The organism is Mycobacterium sp. E787, from assembly GCF_001668725.1.
In the GTDB taxonomy this organism is placed as follows: Bacteria; Actinomycetota; Actinomycetes; order Mycobacteriales; family Mycobacteriaceae; genus Mycobacterium.
The window spans coordinates 22,163-45,453 of sequence record NZ_LZKL01000089.1 but is presented as its reverse complement, the minus strand read 5'-3'; the positions used below and the strand labels follow the sequence as shown (position 1 = coordinate 45,453).

General features: G+C 70.4%; 26 protein-coding genes. 8 read left to right on the top strand and 18 right to left on the bottom strand.

What is annotated here, in order from left to right:
• Positions 1–63 precede the first annotated feature (63 nt).
• Positions 64–948 carry an alpha/beta hydrolase family protein gene (locus A5705_RS17390; RefSeq protein ID WP_068278790.1) on the top strand — a complete coding sequence of 295 codons (885 nt, stop codon included), beginning with the start codon at positions 64–66 and terminating at the stop codon, positions 946–948.
• Between the two features lie 9 nt (positions 949–957).
• Positions 958–3,117, top strand: a complete 2,160-nt coding sequence (locus A5705_RS17385; RefSeq protein ID WP_068278788.1) for an acyltransferase family protein — start codon at positions 958–960, stop codon at positions 3,115–3,117.
• 231 nt (positions 3,118–3,348) lie between these two features.
• Here the strand turns inward: A5705_RS17385 and A5705_RS17380 are convergent, their stop codons facing one another.
• Together A5705_RS17380 and A5705_RS17375 are read right to left on the bottom strand one after the other, a co-directional pair.
• Positions 3,349–4,038 (bottom strand): GDSL lipase, encoded by a 690-nt coding sequence (locus A5705_RS17380; protein WP_068278786.1) that lies wholly within the window; start codon positions 4,036–4,038, stop codon positions 3,349–3,351.
• 162 nt (positions 4,039–4,200) lie between these two features.
• On the bottom strand, positions 4,201–5,445 hold the full coding sequence (locus tag A5705_RS17375; RefSeq protein WP_068278918.1) for an acyltransferase: 1,245 nt from the start codon (positions 5,443–5,445) through the stop codon (positions 4,201–4,203).
• Between the two features lie 288 nt (positions 5,446–5,733).
• On the opposite strand from A5705_RS17375, the gene A5705_RS17370 reads away from it, so the two are divergent.
• Positions 5,734–6,165 carry an STAS domain-containing protein gene (locus A5705_RS17370; RefSeq protein WP_067881433.1) on the top strand — a complete coding sequence of 144 codons (432 nt, stop codon included), beginning with the start codon at positions 5,734–5,736 and terminating at the stop codon, positions 6,163–6,165.
• Here A5705_RS17370 and A5705_RS17365 read toward each other — a convergent pair.
• The 7 genes from A5705_RS17365 to A5705_RS17335 form a co-directional block, all read right to left on the bottom strand.
• Positions 6,149–6,415 carry a hypothetical protein gene (locus tag A5705_RS17365; RefSeq protein WP_067881430.1) on the bottom strand — a complete coding sequence of 89 codons (267 nt, stop codon included), beginning with the start codon at positions 6,413–6,415 and terminating at the stop codon, positions 6,149–6,151. The two genes, A5705_RS17370 and A5705_RS17365, sit on opposite strands and share 17 nt — an antisense overlap.
• Complete coding sequence (locus A5705_RS17360; RefSeq protein ID WP_067881554.1) at positions 6,412–6,921, bottom strand: DUF3093 family protein; 510 nt, start codon at positions 6,919–6,921, stop codon at positions 6,412–6,414. Before A5705_RS17360 ends, A5705_RS17365 begins: the two co-directional genes overlap by 4 nt.
• A 14-nt stretch (positions 6,922–6,935) precedes the next feature.
• The gene (hemB, locus tag A5705_RS17355) at positions 6,936–7,916 is read right to left on the bottom strand and encodes a porphobilinogen synthase (protein ID WP_068278784.1); all 981 of its coding nucleotides are present in this window, start codon (positions 7,914–7,916) and stop codon (positions 6,936–6,938) included.
• 88 nt (positions 7,917–8,004) lie between these two features.
• Complete coding sequence (locus A5705_RS17350; RefSeq protein ID WP_067881424.1) at positions 8,005–9,666, bottom strand: uroporphyrinogen-III synthase; 1,662 nt, start codon at positions 9,664–9,666, stop codon at positions 8,005–8,007.
• Positions 9,667–9,688: 22 nt separating this feature from the next.
• The gene (gene hemC / locus A5705_RS17345; RefSeq protein WP_068278915.1) at positions 9,689–10,633 is read right to left on the bottom strand and encodes a hydroxymethylbilane synthase; all 945 of its coding nucleotides are present in this window, start codon (positions 10,631–10,633) and stop codon (positions 9,689–9,691) included.
• Positions 10,634–10,646: 13 nt separating this feature from the next.
• A complete protein-coding gene (locus A5705_RS17340; RefSeq protein WP_067881421.1) occupies positions 10,647–12,023 on the bottom strand; it encodes a glutamyl-tRNA reductase in 1,377 nt (458 codons plus the stop codon).
• A gap of 97 nt (positions 12,024–12,120) precedes the next feature.
• Positions 12,121–12,390: a glutaredoxin family protein gene (locus A5705_RS17335; RefSeq protein WP_067881548.1), complete on the bottom strand. Its 270-nt coding sequence runs from the start codon at positions 12,388–12,390 to the stop codon at positions 12,121–12,123.
• Positions 12,391–12,455: 65 nt separating this feature from the next.
• Here A5705_RS17335 and A5705_RS17330 point away from each other — a divergent pair, with 65 nt between their 5' ends.
• The 5 genes from A5705_RS17330 to cmaA2 all read left to right on the top strand — a co-directional run bounded on the left by A5705_RS17330 (position 12,456) and on the right by cmaA2 (position 15,570).
• Positions 12,456–12,767, top strand: coding sequence for a WXG100 family type VII secretion target (locus A5705_RS17330; RefSeq protein ID WP_082956524.1), 312 nt, complete (start codon positions 12,456–12,458; stop codon positions 12,765–12,767).
• The gene (locus A5705_RS17325; RefSeq protein WP_067881418.1) at positions 12,760–13,050 is read left to right on the top strand and encodes a WXG100 family type VII secretion target; all 291 of its coding nucleotides are present in this window, start codon (positions 12,760–12,762) and stop codon (positions 13,048–13,050) included. Before A5705_RS17330 ends, A5705_RS17325 begins: the two co-directional genes overlap by 8 nt.
• 105 nt (positions 13,051–13,155) lie before the next feature.
• Positions 13,156–14,082 carry an HAD family phosphatase gene (locus A5705_RS17320; RefSeq protein WP_067881414.1) on the top strand — a complete coding sequence of 309 codons (927 nt, stop codon included), beginning with the start codon at positions 13,156–13,158 and terminating at the stop codon, positions 14,080–14,082.
• A gap of 44 nt (positions 14,083–14,126) precedes the next feature.
• Positions 14,127–14,639 carry a MaoC family dehydratase N-terminal domain-containing protein gene (locus A5705_RS17315; protein ID WP_067881411.1) on the top strand — a complete coding sequence of 171 codons (513 nt, stop codon included), beginning with the start codon at positions 14,127–14,129 and terminating at the stop codon, positions 14,637–14,639.
• Positions 14,640–14,649: 10 nt separating this feature from the next.
• Positions 14,650–15,570, top strand: a complete 921-nt coding sequence (gene cmaA2, locus A5705_RS17310) for a cyclopropane mycolic acid synthase CmaA2 (RefSeq protein WP_067881408.1) — start codon at positions 14,650–14,652, stop codon at positions 15,568–15,570.
• A gap of 54 nt (positions 15,571–15,624) precedes the next feature.
• Here cmaA2 and A5705_RS17305 read toward each other — a convergent pair whose 3' ends face one another.
• The 9 genes from A5705_RS17305 to A5705_RS17270 form a co-directional block, all read right to left on the bottom strand.
• Positions 15,625–16,716, bottom strand: a complete 1,092-nt coding sequence (locus A5705_RS17305) for a lysophospholipid acyltransferase family protein (RefSeq protein ID WP_156738449.1) — start codon at positions 16,714–16,716, stop codon at positions 15,625–15,627.
• Positions 16,698–17,810 carry an SDR family oxidoreductase gene (locus tag A5705_RS17300; RefSeq protein ID WP_067881405.1) on the bottom strand — a complete coding sequence of 371 codons (1,113 nt, stop codon included), beginning with the start codon at positions 17,808–17,810 and terminating at the stop codon, positions 16,698–16,700. Before A5705_RS17300 ends, A5705_RS17305 begins: the two co-directional genes overlap by 19 nt.
• 71 nt (positions 17,811–17,881) lie before the next feature.
• The gene (locus tag A5705_RS27325) at positions 17,882–17,983 is read right to left on the bottom strand and encodes a 30S ribosomal protein bS22 (RefSeq protein WP_003402602.1); all 102 of its coding nucleotides are present in this window, start codon (positions 17,981–17,983) and stop codon (positions 17,882–17,884) included.
• Positions 17,984–18,077: 94 nt separating this feature from the next.
• Positions 18,078–18,335 (bottom strand): cell division/environmental response transcriptional regulator, encoded by a 258-nt coding sequence (locus A5705_RS17295; protein ID WP_066917724.1) that lies wholly within the window; start codon positions 18,333–18,335, stop codon positions 18,078–18,080.
• 139 nt (positions 18,336–18,474) lie between these two features.
• On the bottom strand, positions 18,475–19,347 hold the full coding sequence (gene proC, locus A5705_RS17290; protein WP_067881403.1) for a pyrroline-5-carboxylate reductase: 873 nt from the start codon (positions 19,345–19,347) through the stop codon (positions 18,475–18,477).
• A 28-nt stretch (positions 19,348–19,375) separates the two neighbouring features.
• Complete coding sequence (locus tag A5705_RS17285; RefSeq protein ID WP_067881400.1) at positions 19,376–20,215, bottom strand: thioesterase family protein; 840 nt, start codon at positions 20,213–20,215, stop codon at positions 19,376–19,378.
• A 23-nt stretch (positions 20,216–20,238) separates the two neighbouring features.
• Positions 20,239–21,081, bottom strand: a complete 843-nt coding sequence (locus A5705_RS17280) for a sugar phosphate isomerase/epimerase (protein ID WP_067881397.1) — start codon at positions 21,079–21,081, stop codon at positions 20,239–20,241.
• Between the two features lie 29 nt (positions 21,082–21,110).
• Positions 21,111–22,082: a hypothetical protein gene (locus A5705_RS17275; RefSeq protein ID WP_067881394.1), complete on the bottom strand. Its 972-nt coding sequence runs from the start codon at positions 22,080–22,082 to the stop codon at positions 21,111–21,113.
• On the bottom strand, positions 22,079–23,095 hold the full coding sequence (locus A5705_RS17270; protein ID WP_067881392.1) for a Ppx/GppA family phosphatase: 1,017 nt from the start codon (positions 23,093–23,095) through the stop codon (positions 22,079–22,081). The genes A5705_RS17275 and A5705_RS17270 overlap by 4 nt, the downstream gene beginning before the upstream one ends.
• Positions 23,096–23,291: the final 196 nt, after the last annotated feature.

Genomic DNA, 23,291 nt, shown 5'->3' with positions numbered 1-23,291 from the left:
GAGATCACACAATGCTTCCAAAACGGCGTGGCTTGGCCGAAAACGCCGTGTCGGCGCGGCATTATGACGCCTGTGCCTGACCTGAACCGCCGCGCGGTACTGCGTATGGGCGCCGGTGCCAGCGCGGCGGCCGCTGGCGCGTGGGTGTTGAGCGCGCTGCTGGATCCGCTCGAGCCGCACGCGGCGCCCGCGCCGCTGGCCCCCGCCCCGTTCGAGCCGTCGGCGGCCGGCAGCACCCTGCCGAACCGGTTGACCGGCTCGTTCGTCTCGGCGGCGCGCGGGGGGATCAAGACCAACTGGGTGATCGCCCTGCCGCCCGGGCAGAAGGCCGAAGCCGGCGCCCTGCGTCCGGTCATCGCGCTGCACGGCAAGGACGGCGACGCCAACATGATGCTCGACTGCGGTGTCGAGAAGGCGCTGGCCCAATTGGTCAGGGAGGGCAAGCCGCCGTTCGCGGTGGTGGGCGTCGACGGCGGCGCCAACAGCTATTGGCACCGCAGAGCCTCGGGCGAGGACCCCGGCGCGATGGTGCTCGAGGAGCTGTTGCCGATGCTGTCCTCGATGGGTTTCGACACCTCCCGGGTGGGCTTTTTGGGGTGGTCGATGGGCGGCTACGGCGCGCTGCATCTGGGCGCCAGGCTGGGCCCGTCGCGCACGGCCGGCATCTGCGCCATCAGCCCGGCGTTGTACACCTCGTTCACGGGCAGCGAGCCGGGCGCCTTCGACAGCTACGACGACTGGGTGCAGAACACCGTGGTGGGCGTGCCGGCGCTGAATTCGATTCCGCTGCGCGTGGACTGCGGCACCTTCGACCGGTTCTATTTCGCCACAAGACAATTCGTCGGCCAGCTGAAGACGCCCCCGGCGGGCGGCTTCTCCCTCGGCGGACACGACATCGGCTACTGGCGAACGCAATTGCCGGGCGAGCTGGCCTGGATGGCGACCTAGCCCACGCACATGACAGTCCGGCAGGAAGACACCGCCAGCGGCCCACGTCGAGTGGAGCGGCGGACTTCCCGGAACGGTTTTCGCCCGGACATCGAGGGGCTGCGCGCCGTCGCGGTCATCGCGGTCGTGCTCTACCACGCGGGCATACCCGGACTCGGCGGCGGCTACATCGGTGTGGACGTCTTCTTCGTCATCTCCGGCTTCCTCATCACCGGGCTGCTCTGGCGCGAGGCCGCCGCCACCAATACCGTTGCGCTGGGCCGCTTCTACGGCGCACGGGCCCGGCGCCTGCTGCCGGCCGCGGCCACCGTCGGCGTCACCACCGCCGTCGTGGCGGCCGCCGTCCTGCCGCCGCTGCAGGCGCGCAGCGTCTTCGTGGACGGCATCGCCAGCGCGCTGTACGTGGGCAATTACCGGTTCGCCACGCGCGGCACCGACTACCTGTCCGCCGATATCCCATCGCCGTTCCAGCACTACTGGTCGCTGGGTGTCGAGGAACAGTTCTACCTGGCGTGGCCGCTGCTGATCATCGGCACGGCGTGGCTTGCCGGCAGGGTGCGCCGCGGCGCCGGCGCGGGCGCCGCGCCCTACGCGGTGGTGCTGGCCGTGGTGGCGGCGGCGTCGCTCGCGGCGGCTATCGGGTGGACCCGCACGTCGCCGTCCTGGGCGTTCTTCTCGCTGCCCACCCGGGCCTGGGAGCTGGCGGCCGGCGGCCTGGTGGCCCTGTCGATCCGGCACTGGCGCAGGCTGCCCCTGCTGCCCGCGACGATCGTCGGGTGGGGCGGCCTGGCGCTGATCGCGCTGACCTGCACCCAGCTGGGCCCCGGCACCCCGTACCCCGGCACCGCGGCGCTGCTGCCCGTGCTGGGCACGGCGCTGGTGATCGGTGGTGGGTGCGTCACCGGCGGCCTGGGCGTCGGCCGCGTGCTGTGCCGGCCGGAGATGCGGGCGATCGGGCGGGTGTCCTACTCGTGGTACCTCTGGCACTGGCCGGTGCTGCTGCTGATGCCGCAGCTGCTGGGCGAGCCCGCGGGGCTGCCGGCCAGGGTGACCGCCACCGCGGTGTCCGGCGGGCTCGCCGTGCTCACGTTGCATCTGGTCGAAAACCCCGGCCGGTTCGCGGCCGCGCTGCGCCGGTCGGTGCGGGCCAGCCTGGCGGCGGCCGCGGCGGCCACCGCGGCGGCGGCCTGCGCGTGCGTGGTGTTGCTGACGATGACGCCGGTGCCCGCGGGCCACGGGGTCGCGGCACCCAAGGCGAACATCGCAGTGCTCCCCCCGGCCAACGTCCCCGCCGTCAGCCCCCAGGAGGCGACCGTTCGGCAGGCCTTCGCGCAGGTGCGCGACGCGGTCGCGGCGTCGGCCGGCCTGCGCGCCGTCCCGTCCAACCTGGACCCGCCGCTCGCGCAGGCGCCGGCCGACAAGGCGCCCGTGTTCGTCAACGGGTGCGTGCGCTCCTGGCGCGAGGTCGGTGAAAGCGAGTGCGCGACGGGCGATACCGCTTCGCCGACGACGGTGACCCTGGTCGGCGACTCGCACGCCGCCATGTGGGAGCCGGCGCTCCGGCGGGCCGCCGAGCAGCACCACTGGCGGCTGGAGACGCTGGCCAAGGTGACGTGCCCGCTGCAGGAACTGCCCATCCGCAGCCCGTACCTGGGTCGCGAGTACACCGAGTGCGAACAGTGGCGCGCCCAGGTCTCCGACCGGCTCAGGGCCGAGCACCCGCGCCTGGTGGTGCTCGACATGAGCCGGCGCTACGGCGCGGACTTCGGTTTCAAGTCCTACGACCCGGCGTGGATCGACACGCTGGGCCGCGCCGTGGCGCAGCTGCGGAGCACCGGTGCGACCGTCCTGGTCCTCGGCCCGGCGCCGGACCCGCACGGGCCCGTGCCCGCCTGCTTGTCGGCCCATCTCGACGACGCCACCGCGTGCGTGCCGGCGCGGCAGGCCGCGCTCGACGGCGACGGCATCGGTGCCGAGCGGGCGGTGACCACCGGCGCCGGCGGGCAGTACGCCGACCTGGCGGACCTGTTCTGCACGCCCGACCGCTGCCCGCCGATCGTGGGCAACACCCTGATTTTCCGCGACGACAACCACGTGACGACCGAGTACGCGCAACTGCTGGCGCCCGTGATGGGCGCGCTGGCCGACCGCGCGCTGGCGGGCGGGTGACCCTTGTTGAACTTCTCCGTGCGAACGAACGTCTTATTGCTGAAGGGTTTTGGGAGGTTGTGAGATGACTTCGCTGCTGCTGGTCTGCATTGCGGCCATCGCGCCGGTCGCCGGCATCGGCCTGATGCAGTTGCAGGCGCGCCTGGAACGGTGGGACTACGAACGACACGCGGAAGACTAGTCCCCGCAGCGTATTTCGCTAAACCCTTGCGGGGCTGGGGCTTTCGCCGATCACCGGGACAGCTGCATGCTGATGAGCGGCGCGATGTTGTCCGCGAGATACTGATGCCCCGCGTCGTTGGGGTGCACGCCGTCCGGGCCGATCAGATCCGGCCGGTCGACGAACCAGTGGTCTCCGATCGGATCCACGAACGCCGCTCCCGCGGCCCGGGCGGCCGCGTTGAGCACGTCGCGGATCTGCAGGATCGACTCGGGCACGTCGGCGGTCGGCCACGGCGGGCCGATCACCAGCAACCTGGCGGACGGCGCGAACCGGCGCGCCAAGGCGAAGGCGTCGCGGGCCTTGTCGGCGACCAACGCGGGATCCGCGCCCTCGTCGTTGCGCGATCCGAAGAACACCACCAGCGCGTCGCCGGGCTTGACCGCCCTGGCGGTCAGGTCCTCGAAGATGCTGCCGTGGTCGCCGGGCACCACGTAGCCCGCCCTGCCCTCGGCCGCCACGTCCGCGGCGACGCGCACGCCCCGCTGCGCCAGCGCGTGCCAGGTCAGCGCGGTCCACGACCTCGGCCCGAGGCCGCCCTCGTCGGTGCCGGTGGTGTACGAGTCGCCGACCACCGCGAGGTGGTTGACGCGCGAATCCAGCGTCAGCGGTCGGTAGGCCCGCACCGGGCGCGCGGGCGCCCCTGAGACGACATTCAGCACCAGGGCGAGGCCGGCAATGGCCGTGACCAGGCGACTCACTGCAACCTCCCCCATGCATCGTCATGCGCCGCACCGAAATCAACGGAATCGTACGGGAAACGACGCGGACTCGACGTCAACCCGCTGAATCGCGGCCGGCCGCTCCGGCCATGGTATTCGACGGATCAGGCGCATCGCACGGGTCGCGCGGCGAGGCGAACGTCACACCGCGCGGGCCGAAACCGCTTCCAGCCCACCGTCGATCGGGTGCAGCTTGGTGCCCGCCGGCTCGGCGGCCGCGGCCTTCTCGTCGGCGGGCCTGACGTCGACCATCCTGCGCATCCACCGGCGCGCGGGCTCCTCGACGAAGTGGTACATCAGCGCCGACAGGCCGACGGCGATCGCGAGCAGCCCGATGATGTTCCATTTCCACGGGTTGTCCTGCTGCCATGGCGTGAGGTTGAACTGAAGCACCGCCCATCCCCACGACGTGTGCACCAGCTCGTGAACCATGTACAGGCAGAAGGAGATCTGGCCGCCGTAGACCATGACCCGCGTCGACAGCACCCTGGGCAGGCTGCCCACGCCGATGGCCAGGGTGATCACCAGCGGCACGAACAGCACGTCGACCACCCCGCCGCTGTCGTTCTCCACGATCCCGGAGATCGGGTGCGCGTGGAACCAGTACAGGACGCCCACCATGGCTGCCAGGAGCAGCAGGGAGGCGTACCCGGCGACGCGGCGACCGCGCTCGGTCAACCGCAGCCTGCGCACGGCGGCGCAGGCCAGGGCGCCGGCGGTGAACTGCGTGACGATGCGCGGCAGCCAGCTCCACGGGGTGTAGAAGTGGCCGCTGGCCAGCAGCATCACCACCGGCGGCAACGAGGCCGCGAATGCCAGCGCCATCAGGCTGCGCGCCCTCGTCGCCTGCTTCATCCGCAGGATCACCAGCACCAGGAACCCGAAGAGCAGGTAGGCCAGCCACTCCGCGCTGATCGACCAGGCCGGGCCGTCCCAGCTCGAGTCGTCGAAGAACGGCACGAACCACAGCTGGACCAACAGGATCTGGCGCACATAGCTGATCGCGGTGAGCTGGCCGGCGTCGGGCGACGGCACGTGACCGACGTGCAGGGTGAAGATCACCCATACCGCGGCCAGGTGCAGGGTGACCAGGTACACCGGCCACACCCGGGCCAGCCGCAGCCACAGGAAGTGCAGGGTGGCGCGCGTCGACCACGAGCGGCCCATCCGGTCGAGGTAGTTCCAGGTCAGGACGAACCCGCTGAGGATGAAGAAGAGGTCGACGCCCTGGGCCCCGCAGTTGAGCACCGGCGCGAGCGCGTCGCGGAAGTCCGGCGAAATGTCGCTCACCATGGGCCGGAAGTGAAACAGCACCACCCACACGGCGGCGACGATGCGGAGTCCCGTCAGGGCCTTGATCTCTCCCCGGATCTCTGCGCCGCGCACGATGCTCTTTCCGTCTGGACTTGCCGTTTCGTATCCGATCTGTCCGGCTGACCGGGCGATCACGAGCCCCCCGACTGGCAACCGGCAGCCCACGAAGCCTAGCAGCGGACGGCTTCCGATGGCGTGATGGGCCGTGGCGTGGCACGGCTACAAAACGGCCACGATGTTGCCTGAACCCCCACCAAACGCACCGAAATCGGCTTCTTAGCAAAGAGTTAGAGGCGGCTTCCGGTCCCCTTAGATTTGGCGGGCACCTTTAGAGGACAGGTCGAAGGGAATGAGGCGCTCATGACAATCACCACCGTCGCGACACGGCACGGGTACGGCACCTTCGACTGCGATGGCGCCCAGATCCGCGCCCACTGCCGGCACCTGGCGACCGTGGTGACCATTCGCGGCGACATCAACGCGGCCAACGTCGACCGGGTCAGCGAGTACCTCTGGCGTTTCACCCTGGGGAGCAACCCGGTGGTGGTCGACCTGAGCGACGTGACCCACTTTGCTGCGGCGGGTGTCTCGCTCGTGCACCGGCTCGACGAGGACTGCCGCGCCGCCGGGGTGGAGTGGACGCTGGTCGCGAGCCCGGCCGTCATGGGGCTGCTGGGCGGCGAGGGCGAGTTGCCGGTCGCGCGCTCGGTGCGCGAGGCGCTCCGCAACCTGGCCGAAGCGATCGTGAGCCGCCGTCAGCTCGTGCTGCCGCTGATCAAGAAGACGGCGTAGCTTTTCCCGGCGTCCGCGCCCGCAGCAGGCGGGCGATCCCGACCACCGCCAGCACCCCGGCGGCCGTCACCAGCACCAGGGTCAGCAACAGCAGCTGAGGGTTGTACACCAGCGACGTGGTGAACGGCTGCCCGTCGGCGATGGGGGCGACACGCACCGTGTGGCGCGCGTGCACCCAGCTCAGCCCCCCGCCCACCAGCGCGACGCAGGCCAGGGCGAGCTCCACGACGGCGCGATAGCGGGCGATCACGGCGTGGGCCCGTCGTCGCGGTCGTCGGCGGCGTCGGAGCCGGCGGGCTCCACCCGCTCCTGGACCAGCGGCGTCAGGGCCGCCCGTAGCTGACGATGACGGCGGGCCCAGGCCTGGGCGGTGCGGTCGCCGGTGAGCTTGAGGCCGATGCCGATGCGGTGGCGCGGCACCCCGACGAGTTCGCCGAGCGCCCGCGACGACTGCCATCTCGCCAGCTCCTTGCCGGACGCCTCGTGGTGTTCGGGTTCGGGGTACACCTTGAGGATTTCGCGCACCAGGATGGTTTCGGTGCCCTGCCGCAGGGCGTCTTCGGTGAGCTCCACCGAGACGTGGATCCGCGCCGCCTTCACCTGCAGCCCCACGAACGCCGACACCAGGACCAAGAAGATCGCCGGGACGACGAACGACACCGGGGCCCCGCTCCAGATTTCGATCAGCACCATGGCCGCCGCCGACGCCGGGCCCAGCGCCACCCACCACCAGCTGGCGCCGGGCTCGTAGAACAACGGCCGGGGGTCCGTCACGACAGCCAGCTTGCCGCATCCGCGGCCCAATAGGTGAGCACGATGTCGGCCCCGGCGCGCCGGATGCCGGTCAGCGACTCCAGGGCGGCGGCGCGCTCGTCGATCCAATCGTTGGCGGCCGCGGCGCAGATCATGGCGTACTCGCCCGACACCTGGTAGGCGGCCACCGGCACCGGCGAGACCTCCGCCGCCGCCGCCAGCACATCGAGGTAACCCAGGGCGGGCTTGACCATCACGATGTCGGCGCCCTCGTCGAGGTCCAGCCGCACCTCGCGCAGCGCCTCCCGGAAGTTGCCGGGCTCCTGCTGGTAGGTGCGCCGGTCCCCGGACAGCCTCGAGCTCACCGCCTCGCGGAACGGGCCGTAGAACGCCGAGGCGAACTTGGCGGCGTAGGCCAGGATCACCACGTCGGTGTAGCCGGCCGCGTCCAGGCCGTCGCGGATCGCGGCCACCTGGCCGTCCATCATGCCGCTCGGTCCGACCACATGGGCGCCCGATTCCGCCTGTGCCACAGCCAGTTTGACGTAGCGGGCCAGGGTGGCGTCGTTGTCCACCCGGCCGCGGGCGTCCAGGACGCCGCAGTGCCCGTGGTCGGTGAACTCGTCCAGGCAGGTGTCGGCCATCAACACCGTGGCGTCACCGAGATCCTTGGCCAGGTCGCGCAGCGCGACGTTGAGGATGCCGTCCGGATCGGTGCCGGCCGAGCCGGTCGCGTCCTTGTCCTGATCGCGGGGAACGCCGAACAGCATCACCCCGCCAACCCCGGCGGCGACGGCCTCCTCGGCGGCGCGGCGCAGCGAATCCCGGCTGTGCTGAACGACGTTGGGCATCGATGCGATCGGCCGCGGTTCGTCGATCCCGTCGGCGACGAACATCGGCAGCACCAAATGCCTTGGCTCCAGCGACGTTTGCGCCACCAGGCGACGCAACGCGGGTGTCGAGCGGAGCCGGCGCGGGCGCTGCCGGGGGTAACTCATGCTCGTCCGTCGCCGCGAGCGTGCGCAGAATGCCAGCCCAGACGGCGTGTCGCTGTACAGACACGCACGCTCGCGGGAAGGGCGACCACTAGCGCCTGCGGCTCTTCTTGCGCGGCGGCGGCAGCGCCCCCTCGGCGCGCAGCCGCGCGGCGTGCTCGGCCAACGCATCGACCAGGGGGCCGACGGCGGCGGTGTCGGGCTGGACGTCCACCCGCAGGCCGAATTCCGCGGCGGTCTCGGCGGTCTTGGGGCCGATGCAGGCGATGATCGTGCGCGCGTGCGGTTTGCCGGCGATGCCGACCAGGTTGCGCACGGTCGAGCTGGAGGTGAAGCACACCGCGTCGAAGCCGCCCGTCTTGATCATCTCGCGGGTGGCCGCCGGCGGCGGCGCGGCGCGCACGGTCCGGTAGGCCGTGACGTCCTCGATCTCCCAGCCGCGCTCGCGCAGCCCCTCGGCCAGCGTCTCGGTGGCGATGTCGGCCCGCGGCAGCAGGACCCGGTTCACCGGGTCGAAAACGCTGTCGTAGGGCGGGAAGTCGTCGAGCAGGCCCAGCGAGGACTGCTCGCCGGCCGGCACCAGCTCGGGGCTGATCCCGAAGGCGCGGACCCGGTCGGCCGTCGACTCGCCGACGCAGGCGATCTTCACCCCGGAGAACGCCCGGGCGTCCAGCCCGAACTCGCCGAACTTCTCCCACACCGCGCGCACCGCGTTGGTGGAGGTGAACACCACCCACTGGAAGCGGCCGTCGACCAGGCCCTTGACGGCCCGCTCCATCTGGGCGGGGCTGCGCGGGGGCTCGACGGCGATGGTCGGCACCTCGATCGGCAGGGCGCCGTAGGACGTCAGCCGCTCGCTCATCTCGCCGGCCTGGTCCTTGGTGCGGGGCACCAACACGGTCCAGCCGTACAGCGCGCGGCTCTCCCACCAGTTCAGCTTCGCCCGGCTGGCCACCGTCTTGCCGATGGTCACCACCAGCGGCCCGGTCATCGGGCCGGCCGGGTCGTTGCCGCCCAGGACGGCGGGATCGGTCAGGCCGGCCAGCGTGGTCTCGACCGAGCGCTGCTGGCAGGTGGTGCCCTGCGCGGTCACCACGCAGGGGGTGGCCTCGGCCAGCTCGTGCTCGATCAGGGCGCGGGCCGCGTCGGCCACATGCGACGCGGTGGCCTGCAGGATCAGTGGGCCGGGCGCCGCCGCGAGCGCGTCGAAGTCCACGTCGCCCCGCACGTCGGCGACCGTGTGCGACGAGCCCAGCGGCAGCCCCGCATAGGTGGGGACGGCGCTGGTGGCGGCCAGCCCGGGCACGATCTCGATGTGCAGGTGGCTGCGCGCGACGGCGTTCACCTCCGTGATGACCGCGTCGAGCGTCAGCGGGTCGCCGGCCACCAGCCGCACCACGTCGGCGCCCGTACGGGCCTCGGCGACAAGCGTTTTGGCGACCTCGGCGGGCTCGCCCAGCGCCGGGCGGATATCGGGGCCCTCGGTGATCACCGCGGGCCCGGCCTGGCCGGCGTCACCGTCGGGGTTGCCCTCGGCCTTGGCTTCCGGGCCGGCCGGCGCCGGGCCGGAGACCGGCGGCAGATCCCTGCCGATCAGCGCGAGCACGGGTTCGGGCACGTCGGGGTCGGTGAACACCAGGGCGGCGTTGGCCAGCACCGTGGCAGCCCGCGTCGTCAACAGTCCCGGGTCGCCGGGGCCCGAGCCCACGAACGTGATGTGGCCCGGTCTCGGCTTACGCCCTCGCGTCGTCATTGTCGCTCCCAAGTGACTCTCTTCAGTTTCCTCGCGCGGGGTCTTGCCGCGCTCCCCCAATCAGCTCTCCGGCCCCCAGCTCGAGCAGCTCGGCGGCGACCGAGAGCCCCAGCTCCCGTGCCCGACCGGGAGTGCCGATGCCGGACGCGCGGATCACGTCGGACCCGTCCAGCGCCGCCACGCAGCCGCGCAGCGACAGCTCTTCGAAGACACGGCCCTCGTCGTCGATGGACTCGACCACCTCGGCGATCGCGCCCACCGGTGCGGAGCAACCGGCCTCCAATTCGGCGAGCAGGGCCCGCTCCGCGGTGACCGCCGCGCGCGTGTCGGCGTCGTCCAACTCCGCCAGCACCGCGGCCAGTTCGTCACCGGCGCGGCACTCGACGGCGAGCGCTCCTTGAGCCGGTGCTGGCAACATCTGCACCGGCTCCAGCGTCTCGGTGACATCGTCGAGGCGGCCCAGCCGGGCGAGACCGGCCCTGGCCACCACGATCGCGTCAAGATCACCACTGCTTACCCTGTTCAACCTGGTATCTAGGTTGCCTCGTAGGGGGCGGATTTCCAAACCGAGACCCAATGCTCTAAGCTGAGCCGCCCTGCGCGGCGACGACGTGCCCACCAGCGAGCCCGCCGGCAACTCACCCAGCACCAGGCCGTCGCGCGCGACGAGCGCGTCGCGGGGGTCGTTGCGCGGCGGTACCGCGGCGATGGTGAACCGCGGGTCGTCGGCCGTCGGCAAATCTTTGTGCGAGTGCACCGCGGCGTCCACGCGGCCGTCCTCGATGGCCTCCCGCAACGCGGTCGTGAAGGCGCCCACGCCCAGGCTCTGGATGGGGGCCGACGACCGGTCGCCGGCCGTGGTGATGGTCACCAGTTCGGCGGGATGGCCGTTGGCGATCAGGGCGTCCCTGACCACACCGGCCTGGGTGGTGGCCAACAGGCTGCCCCGGGTGCCTATCCGGATCACGTGCGGCAATCGGCTACTCGCCGGACTGTTGCGGCGTGGCGTCGAATCGGCTTGGCGCGACTGGCAATTCACCAGCGGCCACAGCGGCGACCGAGTCAATGGCGGTCTGGTCGAGTTCGAAGAGTTCGCGCAGCGCCTCGGCGTAGCTGTCGCCGCCCGGGGCGCTGGCGAGCTGTTTGATCCGCACGGTGGGTGCGTGCAGCAGCTTGTCGACCACGCGGCGCACGGTGCGCGCCACCTCTTCCCGGTGGGCGCTTTCCAGGCCGGGCAGCCGGTTGTCGAGGCGCAGCAACTCCGCCTCGACGACGTCGGCGGCCCGCTGTCGCAGCGCCGTCACCGTCGGGGTGACCTCGGCCATCCGCTGCCCCGCCAGGTAGGTGGCGACCTCGGTCGCCACGATGTGGCGCGCGGCGTCGACGTCGGCGGCCGCGGCGTGGGCCGACGGCTCGCGCTGCACGCGGTCCACGTCGACGACCCAGACCCCGGGCAGTCCGGCCACCGCCGGGTCGACGTCGCGCGGCATGCCCAGGTCGCAGATGACCAGCGGGTGGGCGGCCTCGTCCCGGCGGGCCGCGGCCAGCGCGTGGTGCACGTCCGCCAGTGAGACGACGGGGCTCACCGCGCCCGTGCAGCTGACCACGACGTCGGCGTCCGCCAGCGCGTCGGGCAGCCGGTCCAGGGTCAGCGCCTCGGCCCGCACGCCGGATTCGCGGATCTTGCGGGCCAGCCGCTGCGCGCGCGAGGCCGAGCGGTTGACCACCGCGACCTGCTCGATGCCGGCCCGGGTCAGGTGCGCCGAGGACAGCGCGCCCATCGCCCCGGCGCCGACGACCACGGCGGTCTTGCCCGCCAGCCCGCCCAGCCTGCGCTCGGCCATGCCCAGGGCGACCGAAACCACCGACGCGCCGGCGGCGTCGATGGCGGTTTCGGAGTGCACCCGCTTGCCCACCGACAGCGCCCGCTGGGCCAGCTCGTGCAGCACCCGGCCGACGGTGCGGTTGGCCTCGGCGGTCCCGTAGGCGCGGCGCACCTGGCCCAGCACCTGCTGCTCGCCGACCACCGCGGAATCCAGGCCGCTGGCCACCGCGAACAGGTGCTCGACGGCGGCCTCGCTGTAGCGCACGTAGGCGTACTTGGTCAGGTCGCCCATCGACATCCCGGAGTGTTCCGACAGCACCTGCCCGACCACCGCCAACCCGCCGTGGAACGCGTCGACGACGGCGTAGACCTCGACCCGGTTGCACGTCGAGAGCACCATCGCCTCGGTCACCAGCGGCGACTGCAACACCCGATCGACGATCTTGACCTGATCGGATTCGTCGATGCTGAGTTGTTCCAGGACGGAGACCGGCGCACTGCGGTGCGAAACCCCGAAGAGCAGGACGCTCACGGCAGCATCACCTGGCCAGCTCCCTTGCTTCCCCAGTAACTGAACTGCTGTCCACGGTAATCGTTGATCAGCTGGGCTACCAAATAAGTGACCGCCGTTACCGAGCGAGGTCCGCGCGCAGCCGCGGCTCGTCCACCTCCCAGTAACTGTGCTCGCGCCCGTTGAGCAGAACCACCGGCAACCGATCGCCGAACTCGGCACGCAGGCCCGGGTTGCCCGCCGCCGCGGCGGCGTCGACGTCGGTCGCCGCCAGCTCGAAGCCCAGCTCGTCGGCGAGCTCGACCAGCCGCGCGTGCACCCGCGCGCAGATCGTGCAGCCGTCGCGGGTCAGCAGCTCCACCCGCGGCCGGCCGGTGCCCTGCGTCATGGCGAACAGTGTGGCACTCGCGTCGGTGAATTGTGGGGCCACGCCGCGGCGGTTAGGTTGCCGATGTGGCTGCCCAGGACGCGGTGCGGGTCGATCCCGAGGCGATGCGGGGGTTCGCCGAGGCGCTGGCGGGGCGCGCCGAGGACCTGCGGAACCAGTTCGCGGAGCTCAACGCCCAGGTCGGCGACATGCTCGGCGGCTGGCGCGGCACGTCGGGAAGCGCCTACGCCGACGCATGGGAGCTGTGGCACCGCGGTGCCGGCGAGGTGGAGGTCGGCCTCTCGATGCTGGCGCGGCTGGTGGCCCGGGCCGGCGGCCTCTACCGGGAGAACGAGGCGGCGTCGGCCCAGGCTCTGCGCGGGGTGCGCCGTGGCTGAGCCGTTTCGGGTGGATCCCCGGGCGCTGGCCGACGCCGTGCAACGAATGACCGAATTCGGCCGCTATGCCGAAGACATGCTGGCCGAAATCGATTCTCTGGTAAGCACTTTGCACTCGACATGGACGGGCAGCGGCGCGGCGGCCCACGTCGAGGCGCATCGGCACTGGGCCCGCGGCGAAGCGATGATGCGCGAGGCCCTGGCCCAACTGCGGGCCGCGGGCGAGACGGCGCATGCCAACTACACCGGAGCGATGTCAACGAATTTGGCCATGTGGTCCTGACCTGACGCCTCAGGCGCGCAAACCGCCCGGAATCCCCGCCGGATAGGGTTGAGAACGGTCATCCCACGGATTACCCGGCGGCACAGCGATCTAGGAGGTTGGGCCTTGGCTTCATCGGCTTCCTCTGAGCCGGGCGGCGCGGACCCCGCCGGCCGCCCCGACCTCGACGCGCTGGTCGACAACGCGAGCGCCGAACGCGCGCTCGAGGATCTGGCCACCGTCGCCCCCGCCGCGCCCGACGAGGGCCGCCCGCAGCCGCCGATCGACCTGACCGCGGCCGCGTTCTTCGACGTGGACAACACCCTGGTGCAGGGTTCGTCGGCCGTGCATTTCGGACGGGGCCTGGCCGCCCGCAACTACTTCACCTACCGCGATGTGCTCGGATTCATTTACGCCCAGGCCAAGTTTCAGTGGTTCGGCACGGAGAACAGCGACGACGTCGCCGCCGGCCGGCGCAAGGCCCTCGCGTTCATCGAGGGCCGCTCCGTCGAGCAGCTGGTCGCGCTGGGCGAGGAGGTCTACGACGAGATCATCGCCGACAAGATCTGGCCCGGCACCCGCGAGCTCACCCAGATGCACCTGGACGCCGGCCAGCAGGTGTGGCTGATCACCGCCACCCCCTACGAGCTGGCGGCGACGATCGCGCGACGGCTCGGGCTGACCGGCGCGCTGGGCACGGTCGCCGAGTCGGTGGACGGCGTGTTCACCGGCAGGCTGGTCGGCGAGATTTTGCACGGCCCCGGCAAGGCGCACGCGGTGCGCTCGCTGGCCATCCGCGAGGGCCTCAACCTCAAGCGCTGCACGGCCTATTCCGACAGCTACAACGACGTGCCGATGCTGTCGCTGGTCGGCACGGCGGTGGCCATCAACCCCGACGCCCGCCTGCGGGCCCTCGCCCGCGAACGGGGGTGGGAGATCCGCGACTTCCGCACCGCCCGCAAGGCCGCGCGGATCGGGGTGCCCTCGGCGCTGGCCCTGGGCGCGGCCGGGGGCGCGCTGGCGGCGCTGGCGTCGCGGCGCCAATCGCGCTGATAGGCTGCGCCGCTGAGACGTAATCGAGCGGAGAGCACAGCGGCATGACAGTCCCAGAATCGGCCCGAGGGATCATCGGCAGCCACTACCGGGCACCGGACTACTTCCAGGTGGGGCGCGAGAAGATCCGGGAGTTCGCCCAGGCCGTCAAGGACGATCACCCGGCGCACTACAACGAGGCCGACGCCGCCGCCGCCGGCTACCCCGCGCTGGTGGCGCCGCTGACGTTCCTGGCCATCGCGGGGCGGCGCGTGCAGTTGGAGATCTTCACCAAGTTCAGCATCCCGATCAACATCGCCCGGGTCATGCACCGCGACCAGAAATTCCAGTTTCACCGGCCGATATTGGCGCACGATAAGCTCTACTTCGACACCTATCTAGACTCGGTGATCGAATCCCACGGCGCCGTCGTCGCTGAGATCCGCAGCGAAGTCACAGACGCCGAGGGCAAGCCGGTCGTCACCAGTGTCGTTACGATGCTGGGGGAAGCCGCACACCAGGACGCTGGCGCTGAAGAAACCGTCGCCGCGATCGCATCGATATCAGCCGGAAAGTAGGGCGATTCCAATGTCACAGGGTGAAACGGGTGGCACCCAGCTGAAGCCGCCGGTCGAGGCAGTCCGATCCCACTACGACAAGTCGAACGAGTTCTTCAAGCTGTGGCTTGACCCGTCGATGACCTACAGCTGCGCGTACTTCGACGAGAAGCCGGACCCCAATCACCTGACCAAGACGCTGGAAGAGGCGCAGTACGCCAAGCGCAAGCTCGCGCTGGACAAGCTGAACCTGGAGCCGGGCATGACGCTGCTCGACATCGGCTGCGGCTGGGGCGCGACCATGCGGCACGCGGTGGCCGAGTACGACGTCAACGTCATCGGCCTGACGCTGAGCGAGAACCAGTACGCCCACGACGTGGCCAAGTTCGAGGAGATGGACAGCCCGCGCCGCAAGGAGGTGCGAATCCAGGGCTGGGAGGAATTCGACGAGCCGGTGGACCGCATCGTGTCACTCGGCGCGTTCGAGCACTTCGCCGACGGCGCCGGCGATGCCGGATTCGAGCGCTACGACACCTTTTTCAAGAAGTTCTACAGCCTGACGCCCGACGACGGCCGGATGCTGCTGCACACGATCATCATCCCGGACAAGGAGGAGGCCCAGGAGCTCGGCCTGACGTCGCCGATGAGCCTGCTGCGCTTCATCAAGTTCATCCTGACGGAGATCTTCCCGGGCGGGCGGCTGCCGCGGATCTCACAGGTCGACCACTACTCGTCCAACGCGGGCTGGAAGGTCGAGCGCTACCACCGCATCGGCAAGAACTACGTGCCGACGCTGAACGCGTGGGCGGATGCGCTCGAGGCGCACAAGGACGAGGCGATCGCCCTGAAGGGGCAGGAGACCTACGACATCTACATGCACTACCTGAGGGGCTGCTCGGACCTGTTCCGTGACAGCTACACCGACGTCTGCCAGTTCACGCTCGTCAAGTAGTTCTGCGACGCAAGACGGCCCCGGTGTCGCGCCACGCGGCGCCGGGGCGTTTCGCTAGCCGAAGAAGATGTTGCGGCGCCCGGCCAGCAGCCGGTACAGGGTCTGCTGGATCGTCTCGCGCACCTGGTCGGTCAGCTCGAAGGTGACCATCGGGTCCTCGGCGTCGGAGGCGGCGTAGTCGTTCGTGTAGATCGGTTCACCGAACGCGATGCGCCACTTCGACGGCAGCGGCACCAGCCCGGCGGGGCCGGCCAGCGGGAACAGCGGAGTGATCGGGAAGTAGGGCAGGCCGAACAGCCGCGCCAGCAGCTTGACGTCGGTGAGCATCGGGTAGATCTCTTCGGAACCGACGATCGAGCACGGAACGATCGGGGCCTTGGTGCGCAGCGCCGCCGTCACGAATCCGCCGCGCCCGAACCGCTGCAGTCGATAGCGGTCCTCGAAGCGCTTGCCCAGGCCCTTGTAGCCCTCCGGGAACACGGCGGTGAGTTCGCCGGCGGCCAGCAGGCGGTGCGCGTCCGTCGTGCAGGCCATGGTGTGGCCCGCCTTGCGCGCGGCTTCGCCGACCACCGGCAGGTCGAACACCATGTCGGCGGCCAGCAGCCGCAGGTCCCGGTGCGCCGGGTGTTCGTCGTGCACCGCCACCGACAGCATCAGCCCGTCGAACGGCAACACCCCGGCGTGATTGGCCACCACCAGCGCGGCCCCGTCGCTCGGCAGGTTCTCGATGCCGCTGACCTCGACCCGGAACCACGACCGGAAGAAGAACCGCAGCAAAGGCCGGACGACCGCGCTGTTGAAGTGCGGATCGAAGCCGAACTCGTCGACGGTGTAGTCGCCCGTGAACCGCTGCCGCAAAAAGCCGGCAACCGCGGCCACCCGTTGTGCGAGCTCGTTGAGCGGCGCCTCGGCCGTCGACGGTGCACCCGCGGCGCGGCGGTGTTCGTCGATTTCGCGAACGACCGCGGCGATCTGTTCAGCCGACGCTCGGCCGCGGGGATCGGACAGCAGCGAGGGATGTTGGCGGGACGATTCCGCGCGTTGATCGGCTCTACGGCGCGCGGCGACCCGACCCCGATTTGTATGTAGTGGAATGACGTTCGCTCTGGTTTCGCCCGTCACGATCTCTACCTGACCCCGCCCCATGGAATTGGATTTCGGCTTCCCCAGCGCTGCGCTAACGCTACGACGCGACCCTCCAGGGAGCGTACCCGATCAGGGTCGATTATGGGAGTCAGGCCACGGCCGCGGACGTAGTCGTCGAACGCCTCGGCCGTCGTCCATTTCGGCTGGTAGCCGAGCTCCGTCCGCATTCTGGTGGTGTCCATGACGCGGCCGTAACTCAAATACTCAAACTGATCCCGGGTGATCTCGGTATAGCGGTTGGCCCGTCTCAGCGAATCCAGCGCCCACACGCCGAACCCGGGCACCGGCACCGGTATTCGGCCCGCCCGCCGGATCGCCTGCGAGAGCATGATGATGCCGTCGGCGCCGATGTTGAAGGTGCCGGCCTTGCCGGCCATCGCCGCGCGCTCGAGGGCGCCGAGCGCGTCCTGCTCGTGCAGCAACTGCAACCGGGCGTCGCGGCCGAACATCGTGGGGACCAACGGCCCCGCCAGATACCGCGACAGCGAGGTGTCCATCGCCGGGCCGATCATGTTGGCCAGCCGCAGAATCGTCACCGCGATGTCGGGGCGCCGCCGGGCCAGCCCGCGCACGTACCCCTCGATGTCGAGGCTGTCCTTGGCGAAGCCGTCGCGAAACGGCCGCCGGCTGCTGCTGTCCTCGGTGAACATGACCGGATCGTGCGCGCTCGACCCGTACACCTCCGACGTCGACTTCAACACGACGCGGCGCACCGAAGGCGCCTTCTGGCAGGCGGCGAAGAGTTGCATCGCGCCCATCACGTTGATTTCCTTCAGCGCGGCGCTGCCACCGGATCGCGGGGCGTACGACGCCGCCGCGGCGTGCACCACGGTGTCGACGTCGCCGTTGCGAATCACCTTGGCAATGAAGGGATTACGAATGTCGGCGCGAACGAACTCGGCGCGCCCCATGCGGCGCAGCATGTCCTTGCTGGGGGCGATCGCGTCCACCGCGATGACCGCTTTGATCAACGGGTTCTGCGCGAGCCGGGCAGTCAGGTAGCCGCCCAGGAACCGGCAGGCACCGGTGACGAGCACCACTTTGGGGTAGTGCACGGTGCCGGTTGCGGCACCTTCCCCACTCGACTGATCCACCCGAACAGCCTAACGGGCGTGCGAGACGGCGGCGTTACGGCGACGCGACGGTCGACTGGGCTTACTCGGGCTTACTTGCCGAGTTTTCTGCGCTGCACCCGGGTGCGACGCAGCAGCTTGCGGTGCTTCTTCTTCGACATACGCTTGCGCCGCTTCTTGATTACTGAACCCATGAACTCCGCTATCTGACCGGTGACCTGCTCCTACTTGACCCGGACACTTTACCCGGCCCTCAGCGCGGAACACCAAACCGGCGGCCGCGGCAGGTCAGCCCGCGTCGAAGTACGAAGTCTCCAGCATGTCGTGGACGGCCTTGGCGTGCACCCGGAAGGACCGCCCGACCCGCACCGCGGGCAGCTCGCCGTTGTGCACCAGCCGGTACACCGTCATCTTGGAGACGCGCATCAGCGCCGCGACCTCCGCGACGGTGAGAAATTGCGTCCTGGCCTGCTGGCCATCGCCGGAACCGGAGTCCCGCCCCTTAGCAGCGGAATCGCGTGCCGATGGCCCGTTCGTAGACGTCATCGCAACCCAATCGTGTCAGGCTCGCGCAATGCCAGCGGCTTCCCCTCCGCTGGCACCCACACGTGCATACAAGAGGAGAATAGCGGGACTAATGGGGTTAATGGTACTGGTGAGGGACAATCCGTCCGGAAAACTTGAATTATTCCGATGTAATTCTTAGCTGCTCAGAGCGCCTTTTCGCGGCCTGGACGGCCGCGTCGACGGCCACCCGCAATCCGCCCCGTTCCAGTTCGCGCAGCGCAGCGGCGGTGGTGCCGCCCGGCGAGGTGACCGTCGCGCGCAGCTGCGCCGCCGTGGCGTCCGCACGCACCCCCAGCGCCTCCCGCTCGGCCAAGGGCGACGAATCCATCCGTTCGAGCAGCATCGCCGCCGAGCCGGCCATCGTCTGCGCCGTCAGGTCGGTGGCGACCTGGCGGCTCAGACCCGCGGCGACGCCGGCGTCGACCAGCGCCTCGACCATCAAGAAGAAATACGCCGGGCCGGATCCCGACAGGGCGGTCACGGCGTCCATCTGGGATTCCGGGACGGTCAGCACGCCGCCGACGGAGTCGAACAGCGCCGAGACCTCTTCCAGCTGTGGCTCGGTGACGTAGCGGCCCTTGGCCAGCGCGGTCACGCCCGCGCCCACCAACGCCGCGGCGTTGGGCATCGCCCGGACCACCGGGGTTCCGGCCGGCAGCTTGGATTCGAAGTAGCTGATCGTGATGCCCGCCGCGACGGTGACGAAAACCTGTTCGGGGCTGTCGGTCTCGGCCTCGGCGGCCGCGCGGGCCAGCTCCCCCAGCACGCTCTCGACGTCGGCGGGCTTCACCGCCACGACGACGAACGTCGCGTTGTCCACCGCGTCACCGACCGGCGCCACGCGCACGGCATAGGTCTCCGCCAGGTACTCGGCGCGCTCGGGCATCCGTTCGGCCACCACCAGGTCCCTGACCTGCCGACCCGCGCGCAGGAGGCCCGACAGCAATGCCTCGCCGATGCTGCCGCCGCCGATGATCGCGATACGTGCCATGGGAGCAAAGCATTCCAGACACCGCCCGTCAGCGGGCGGCGGGCACCATCGCCAGTTGCCGGGCCTGCACCACCAGTCGGCCCAGGTGGTCGACGACGATGTGGTCCTCGTCGAACCAGTCATGTCCGATCTCCATGCAGGTCGCGAGGATCCGCAGCCACCCGTCGGCGGGCAGAGCCCGTAGGAAGGCCGTCAGCTGGATGGTGGGCGCCCACCCGGTGCGGTCGACGGCGAAGGTCACCGGCGCCGACAGATCTCCGCACATGAGCGCGAACAGCGCGTCCGGCGCGACGCCGCGGGGGCGCGCCCACATCTGGATCATCGGCGGGTGGCCGTCGCGCGGCCGCATCGTCGACAGCAGCGGTCGCACGTCGCATCCCTCGCCGAGGTGCACCAGGCCGGCCAGGGGGTGACCCGGCCCGATGGGCTCGACGTCGTCGGGGGGTTCGGGAGCCATCAGATCCAGGACCGGGTTCGCCGACAGCAGCGGCGCGTGCGAGCCGTCGGGCGGAAAATGCTCCGGCTGGCCAAGGTTGACCACCGCATGCACCGCGGTGCGCTCGCCCTGCATGAGCTCGACGTCGACCACGCTGACCCGGCGGCCGCGCTTGCGGAACGAGGTCACCAGCCGCATCGGCCCCGGATCCGGCGCCCACAAAAAGCTCGCCGACACGGCCACTGGTTCGGGTCCGTCCGGCTGCGCGCCGCACGCGGTGCGGGCGGCATTGGCGCACAGCGCCAGCATCGCGCCACCGTGCACCTTGGGCCCGATGGTCCAGTGCTTGTCGAGCTCACCTTCAAAAACGCGTGGGTAGATGCCTTGACCGGCCTCCCGCAACGTCATTGCGGTGGTGAATAGCGCGTCCATGTTCTCCTGGTGGTCTTCGGAGGTCAGCGCAGCAGGTGCGTGCGCGCGAACTGTAGCGACTCGGCGAGCATCGCTTCGCGCTCCTGGGCCGAACGCGCGCTGGACGTCGACACCTCCAGGATCACGTGACCGGCGAAGCGGCCGCCGGCCAGCATCTGGCACACCTCGGCGGTGGGTTGGGTGCCGCGTCCCGGCACCAGATGCTCGTCGGCCGGCAGGCCGCTGCCGTCACACAGGTGCAGGTGGGTCAGGCCCTCACCCATTCGCCGGGCCATCTCCAGCGAATCGGTGCCGGCCGTCGCCGTATGCGACAGGTCCAGCGTGTAGTTGGCGTGGTCGCCGTCCAGCGGGTCGTAGGACGGCGCGAACGCCGAGATCGCCGGGCCCGGGCCGCCGCCCCGCTTGCGCATCCGTTCCCGGGACTGCCCGGGCCCGAAGAACCGGTCGGCCCGGAACGGAAACATGTTCTCCACCGCGACCTTGACGTCGCTGGACGCCTCCAGGGCGGCGACCTGGTCGCTGAACCCCTCGGCGTAGCGCCGCTGCCAGCGAAACGGCGGGTGCACGACGACGGTCTGTGCGTCGAGCTGCTCGGCGGCCTGCACGCTGCGGTCGAGCTTGGGAATCGGGTTGGCGCCCCACACCCGCTGCGAGATCAGCAGGCAGGGTGCGTGGACGGACAGCACCGGCACGCGATAGCGCCGGGACAGCTTCTTGACGGCGCCGATGTCCTGGCTGACCGACTCGCTCCACACCATCAGCTCGACCCCGTCGTAGCCGAGCCTGGCGGCGTATTCGAAGGCGGCCTCGGCCCGCAGTGGGTACACCGAGGCCGTCGACAGGCCTACTTTGATTGCCGGGCGCAATGGTCTCTATGGGTTCTCAGTGGATCTGGCTAGCCCGACTGCAGCGACAGGACCAGCGGCCCCAGGGTGATCAGCGCCCCCACCGCGACGGCGATCAGCGTGCTCGCGATGTCCTCGGTTTTGCGCACCACGCGGACTCCCACCACGAGGCCGAGGATGACCAGCACCGTCAGCACCAGGGCCACGATGCTGTTCCACCGCCACAGCTCGTCGAACGCGACGAACAGCCCCGCCCCGAACGCGACGGCCAGGATCGACTGCAGCACGGTCAGGAAGCCCTGCCACAGCCCCTGGAGCCGGCTCGGCGCCTCGTGCAGTTCCTCGTCGGCGCGGCCGACCTCGGCGTCGAGGCGGTCCTCGCCGAGCTCTTCCGTCAGCGAGTCCGCGGACGGCTCGCCGCCGCGCCGCCGGGCCACCTCGTCGGCGAGCGTCTGGCCGCCGAACAGCGTCGAGTCGGAGTGCAGGAAGGAGCGCACGAAGGCGGAATCCTCCGACGTGGGTTCGGCCTCGCGCACCTCGGAGTCCATCACGTCCACCGGGACGTCGGTGTAATGGTCCAGCGGGTCGGGGCTCATGTCCTCGGCGCCGGACTGGGCGGCATCGGCGGGGGCCTCGGGGTGCGGCAGGGGCCGCGGGTAGGCGCTGCGCTCCGGGCCCGACAACCGTTTGGGTTGGGGCGGTGACTTGGGCCAGCGCGGCTCGGGTTCGGACCAGTACGAGGTCGTGCGCCGGTCCTCGGCGGTCTGCTCGGCGACCTGGATCGTCCCGTTGGCCGGCTCTTCGGTGACGTCGTGGTCGTCGTCGTGGTCGTCGTCGTGGTCGCGGATGACGGGGATCTCACCGGTGAGCTCGGCGACGGTCACCGCGTCGCTGTCGCCGCGCCGACGGCGCCGCCGCCGGGTGACCGCCGGGGCGCCGATCGTTCCGTTCCTGGCCAGCAGCTCGGCCACCGAGATCGGCCGAGTGCCGGGGCTCTCGGTCTCGGAGTGGGGTCCGGTCATGATTTGTCGCCTCTCGATCGGTTGGCGTTCCGATCAGCCTTCTGACCTCCAGCATCGCGCAAGGAACTGTCGAACAGCGCAGTTCCGTCGGCTTCGCTGTCGAGTTTGCGCAAGATGAGACCTTCCCGTAACGCCCACGGGCAGATATCCACCGCTTCGATCGACAGCGCTCGCATGCTCGCTTCCGCCACCAGCGCACCCGCGACGATCTGCGGTGCCCGCTCGGCGCTCACTCCCTCCAGTTCGGCCCGGTCAGCGGTGGTCATCCTAGAGATGAAAGCTATGAGTTGCCTGAGGCCGTTCTCGGTCAGCGTCCGCTTGACCCGCGGTCCGGCCGCCGAGGGCGCCGCCCCGGTCAGCCGCGCCAGCGAACGGAACGTTTTCGACGTGGCGACCGCGAGGTCGGGCGGCCCGGCCTCGAGGACCGTGACGGCGGCCTCCGCCAGCTCGGCGTCCAGCCAGTCGCGCAGCATCGCCACCCGCCGCCGCCCGGGCGGATCGTCGGGCAGCCATTCCCGGGTCAGGCGACCCGCACCCAGCGGCAGCGACAACGCGACCTCGGGCTCCTCGTCGACGCCGCTGGACAACTCCAGCGAGCCGCCGCCGATGTCGAGGTTGATGATGCGACCGGCGCTCCAGCCGTACCACCGGCGCACCGCGAGGAAGGTCAGCCGCGACTCGTCGACCCCGGTCAGCACCTCGAGCTCGACGCCGGCTTCCTTGCGCACCCGGGACAGCACGTCGTCGGAGTTCTCGGCGTCGCGGACCGCCGAGGTGGCGAAGGCCATCAGCTCCTTGCAGCCCGAGCTGTCAGCGATCTTGGCGAACTCTTTGATAGTGGAGACCAACTTGTCGGCGCCGCGCTTGGTGATCTTGCCGGAGCTGTCGATCGACTCGGAGAGCCGCAGCGTGGCCTTCGTCGAACTCATGGGCGTGGGATGCCCACCGCGGTGGGCGTCAACCACCAACAGATGAACCGTGTTGCTGCCCACGTCGAGCACGCCTAACCGCACAGCAACAACCTAGCCGGGTGACGATGCGCGCCGCGAAGCGGCGCGAGGTGGGGGCACCCCCAGCCGCGCAAGCGGCGAGGGGGCGAACCGGCAATTCAGCCCCGCCGGGTGACGATGCGCGCCGCGGTCCGACCTGCCGACGAGTCCGTCGCGTCAAAGTGCCGGACGGCCGGAATCGTGGTCTAACGTTGGCGAC

Excerpts from the sequence above, each read along its gene's own strand:
- A5705_RS17390 (WP_068278790.1), top strand. The coding sequence starts at position 64 with ATGACGCCTGTGCCTGACCTGAACCGCCGCGCGGTACTGCGTATGGGC.
- A5705_RS17385 (WP_068278788.1), top strand. The coding sequence starts at position 958 with ATGACAGTCCGGCAGGAAGACACCGCCAGCGGCCCACGTCGAGTGGAG.
- A5705_RS17370 (WP_067881433.1), top strand. The coding sequence starts at position 5,734 with ATGACAATCACCACCGTCGCGACACGGCACGGGTACGGCACCTTCGAC.
- hemB (WP_068278784.1), bottom strand. The coding sequence starts at position 7,916 with ATGAGTTACCCCCGGCAGCGCCCGCGCCGGCTCCGCTCGACACCCGCG.
- A5705_RS17350 (WP_067881424.1), bottom strand. The coding sequence starts at position 9,666 with ATGACGACGCGAGGGCGTAAGCCGAGACCGGGCCACATCACGTTCGTG.
- A5705_RS17335 (WP_067881548.1), bottom strand. The coding sequence starts at position 12,390 with ATGACGCAGGGCACCGGCCGGCCGCGGGTGGAGCTGCTGACCCGCGAC.
- A5705_RS17315 (WP_067881411.1), top strand. The coding sequence starts at position 14,127 with ATGACAGTCCCAGAATCGGCCCGAGGGATCATCGGCAGCCACTACCGG.
- cmaA2 (WP_067881408.1), top strand. The coding sequence starts at position 14,650 with ATGTCACAGGGTGAAACGGGTGGCACCCAGCTGAAGCCGCCGGTCGAG.
- A5705_RS17305 (WP_156738449.1), bottom strand. The coding sequence starts at position 16,716 with ATGGGGCGGGGTCAGGTAGAGATCGTGACGGGCGAAACCAGAGCGAAC.
- A5705_RS27325 (WP_003402602.1), bottom strand. The coding sequence starts at position 17,983 with ATGGGTTCAGTAATCAAGAAGCGGCGCAAGCGTATGTCGAAGAAGAAG.
- A5705_RS17295 (WP_066917724.1), bottom strand. The coding sequence starts at position 18,335 with ATGACGTCTACGAACGGGCCATCGGCACGCGATTCCGCTGCTAAGGGG.
- proC (WP_067881403.1), bottom strand. The coding sequence starts at position 19,347 with ATGGCACGTATCGCGATCATCGGCGGCGGCAGCATCGGCGAGGCATTG.
- A5705_RS17285 (WP_067881400.1), bottom strand. The coding sequence starts at position 20,215 with ATGGACGCGCTATTCACCACCGCAATGACGTTGCGGGAGGCCGGTCAA.
- A5705_RS17275 (WP_067881394.1), bottom strand. The coding sequence starts at position 22,082 with ATGACCGGACCCCACTCCGAGACCGAGAGCCCCGGCACTCGGCCGATC.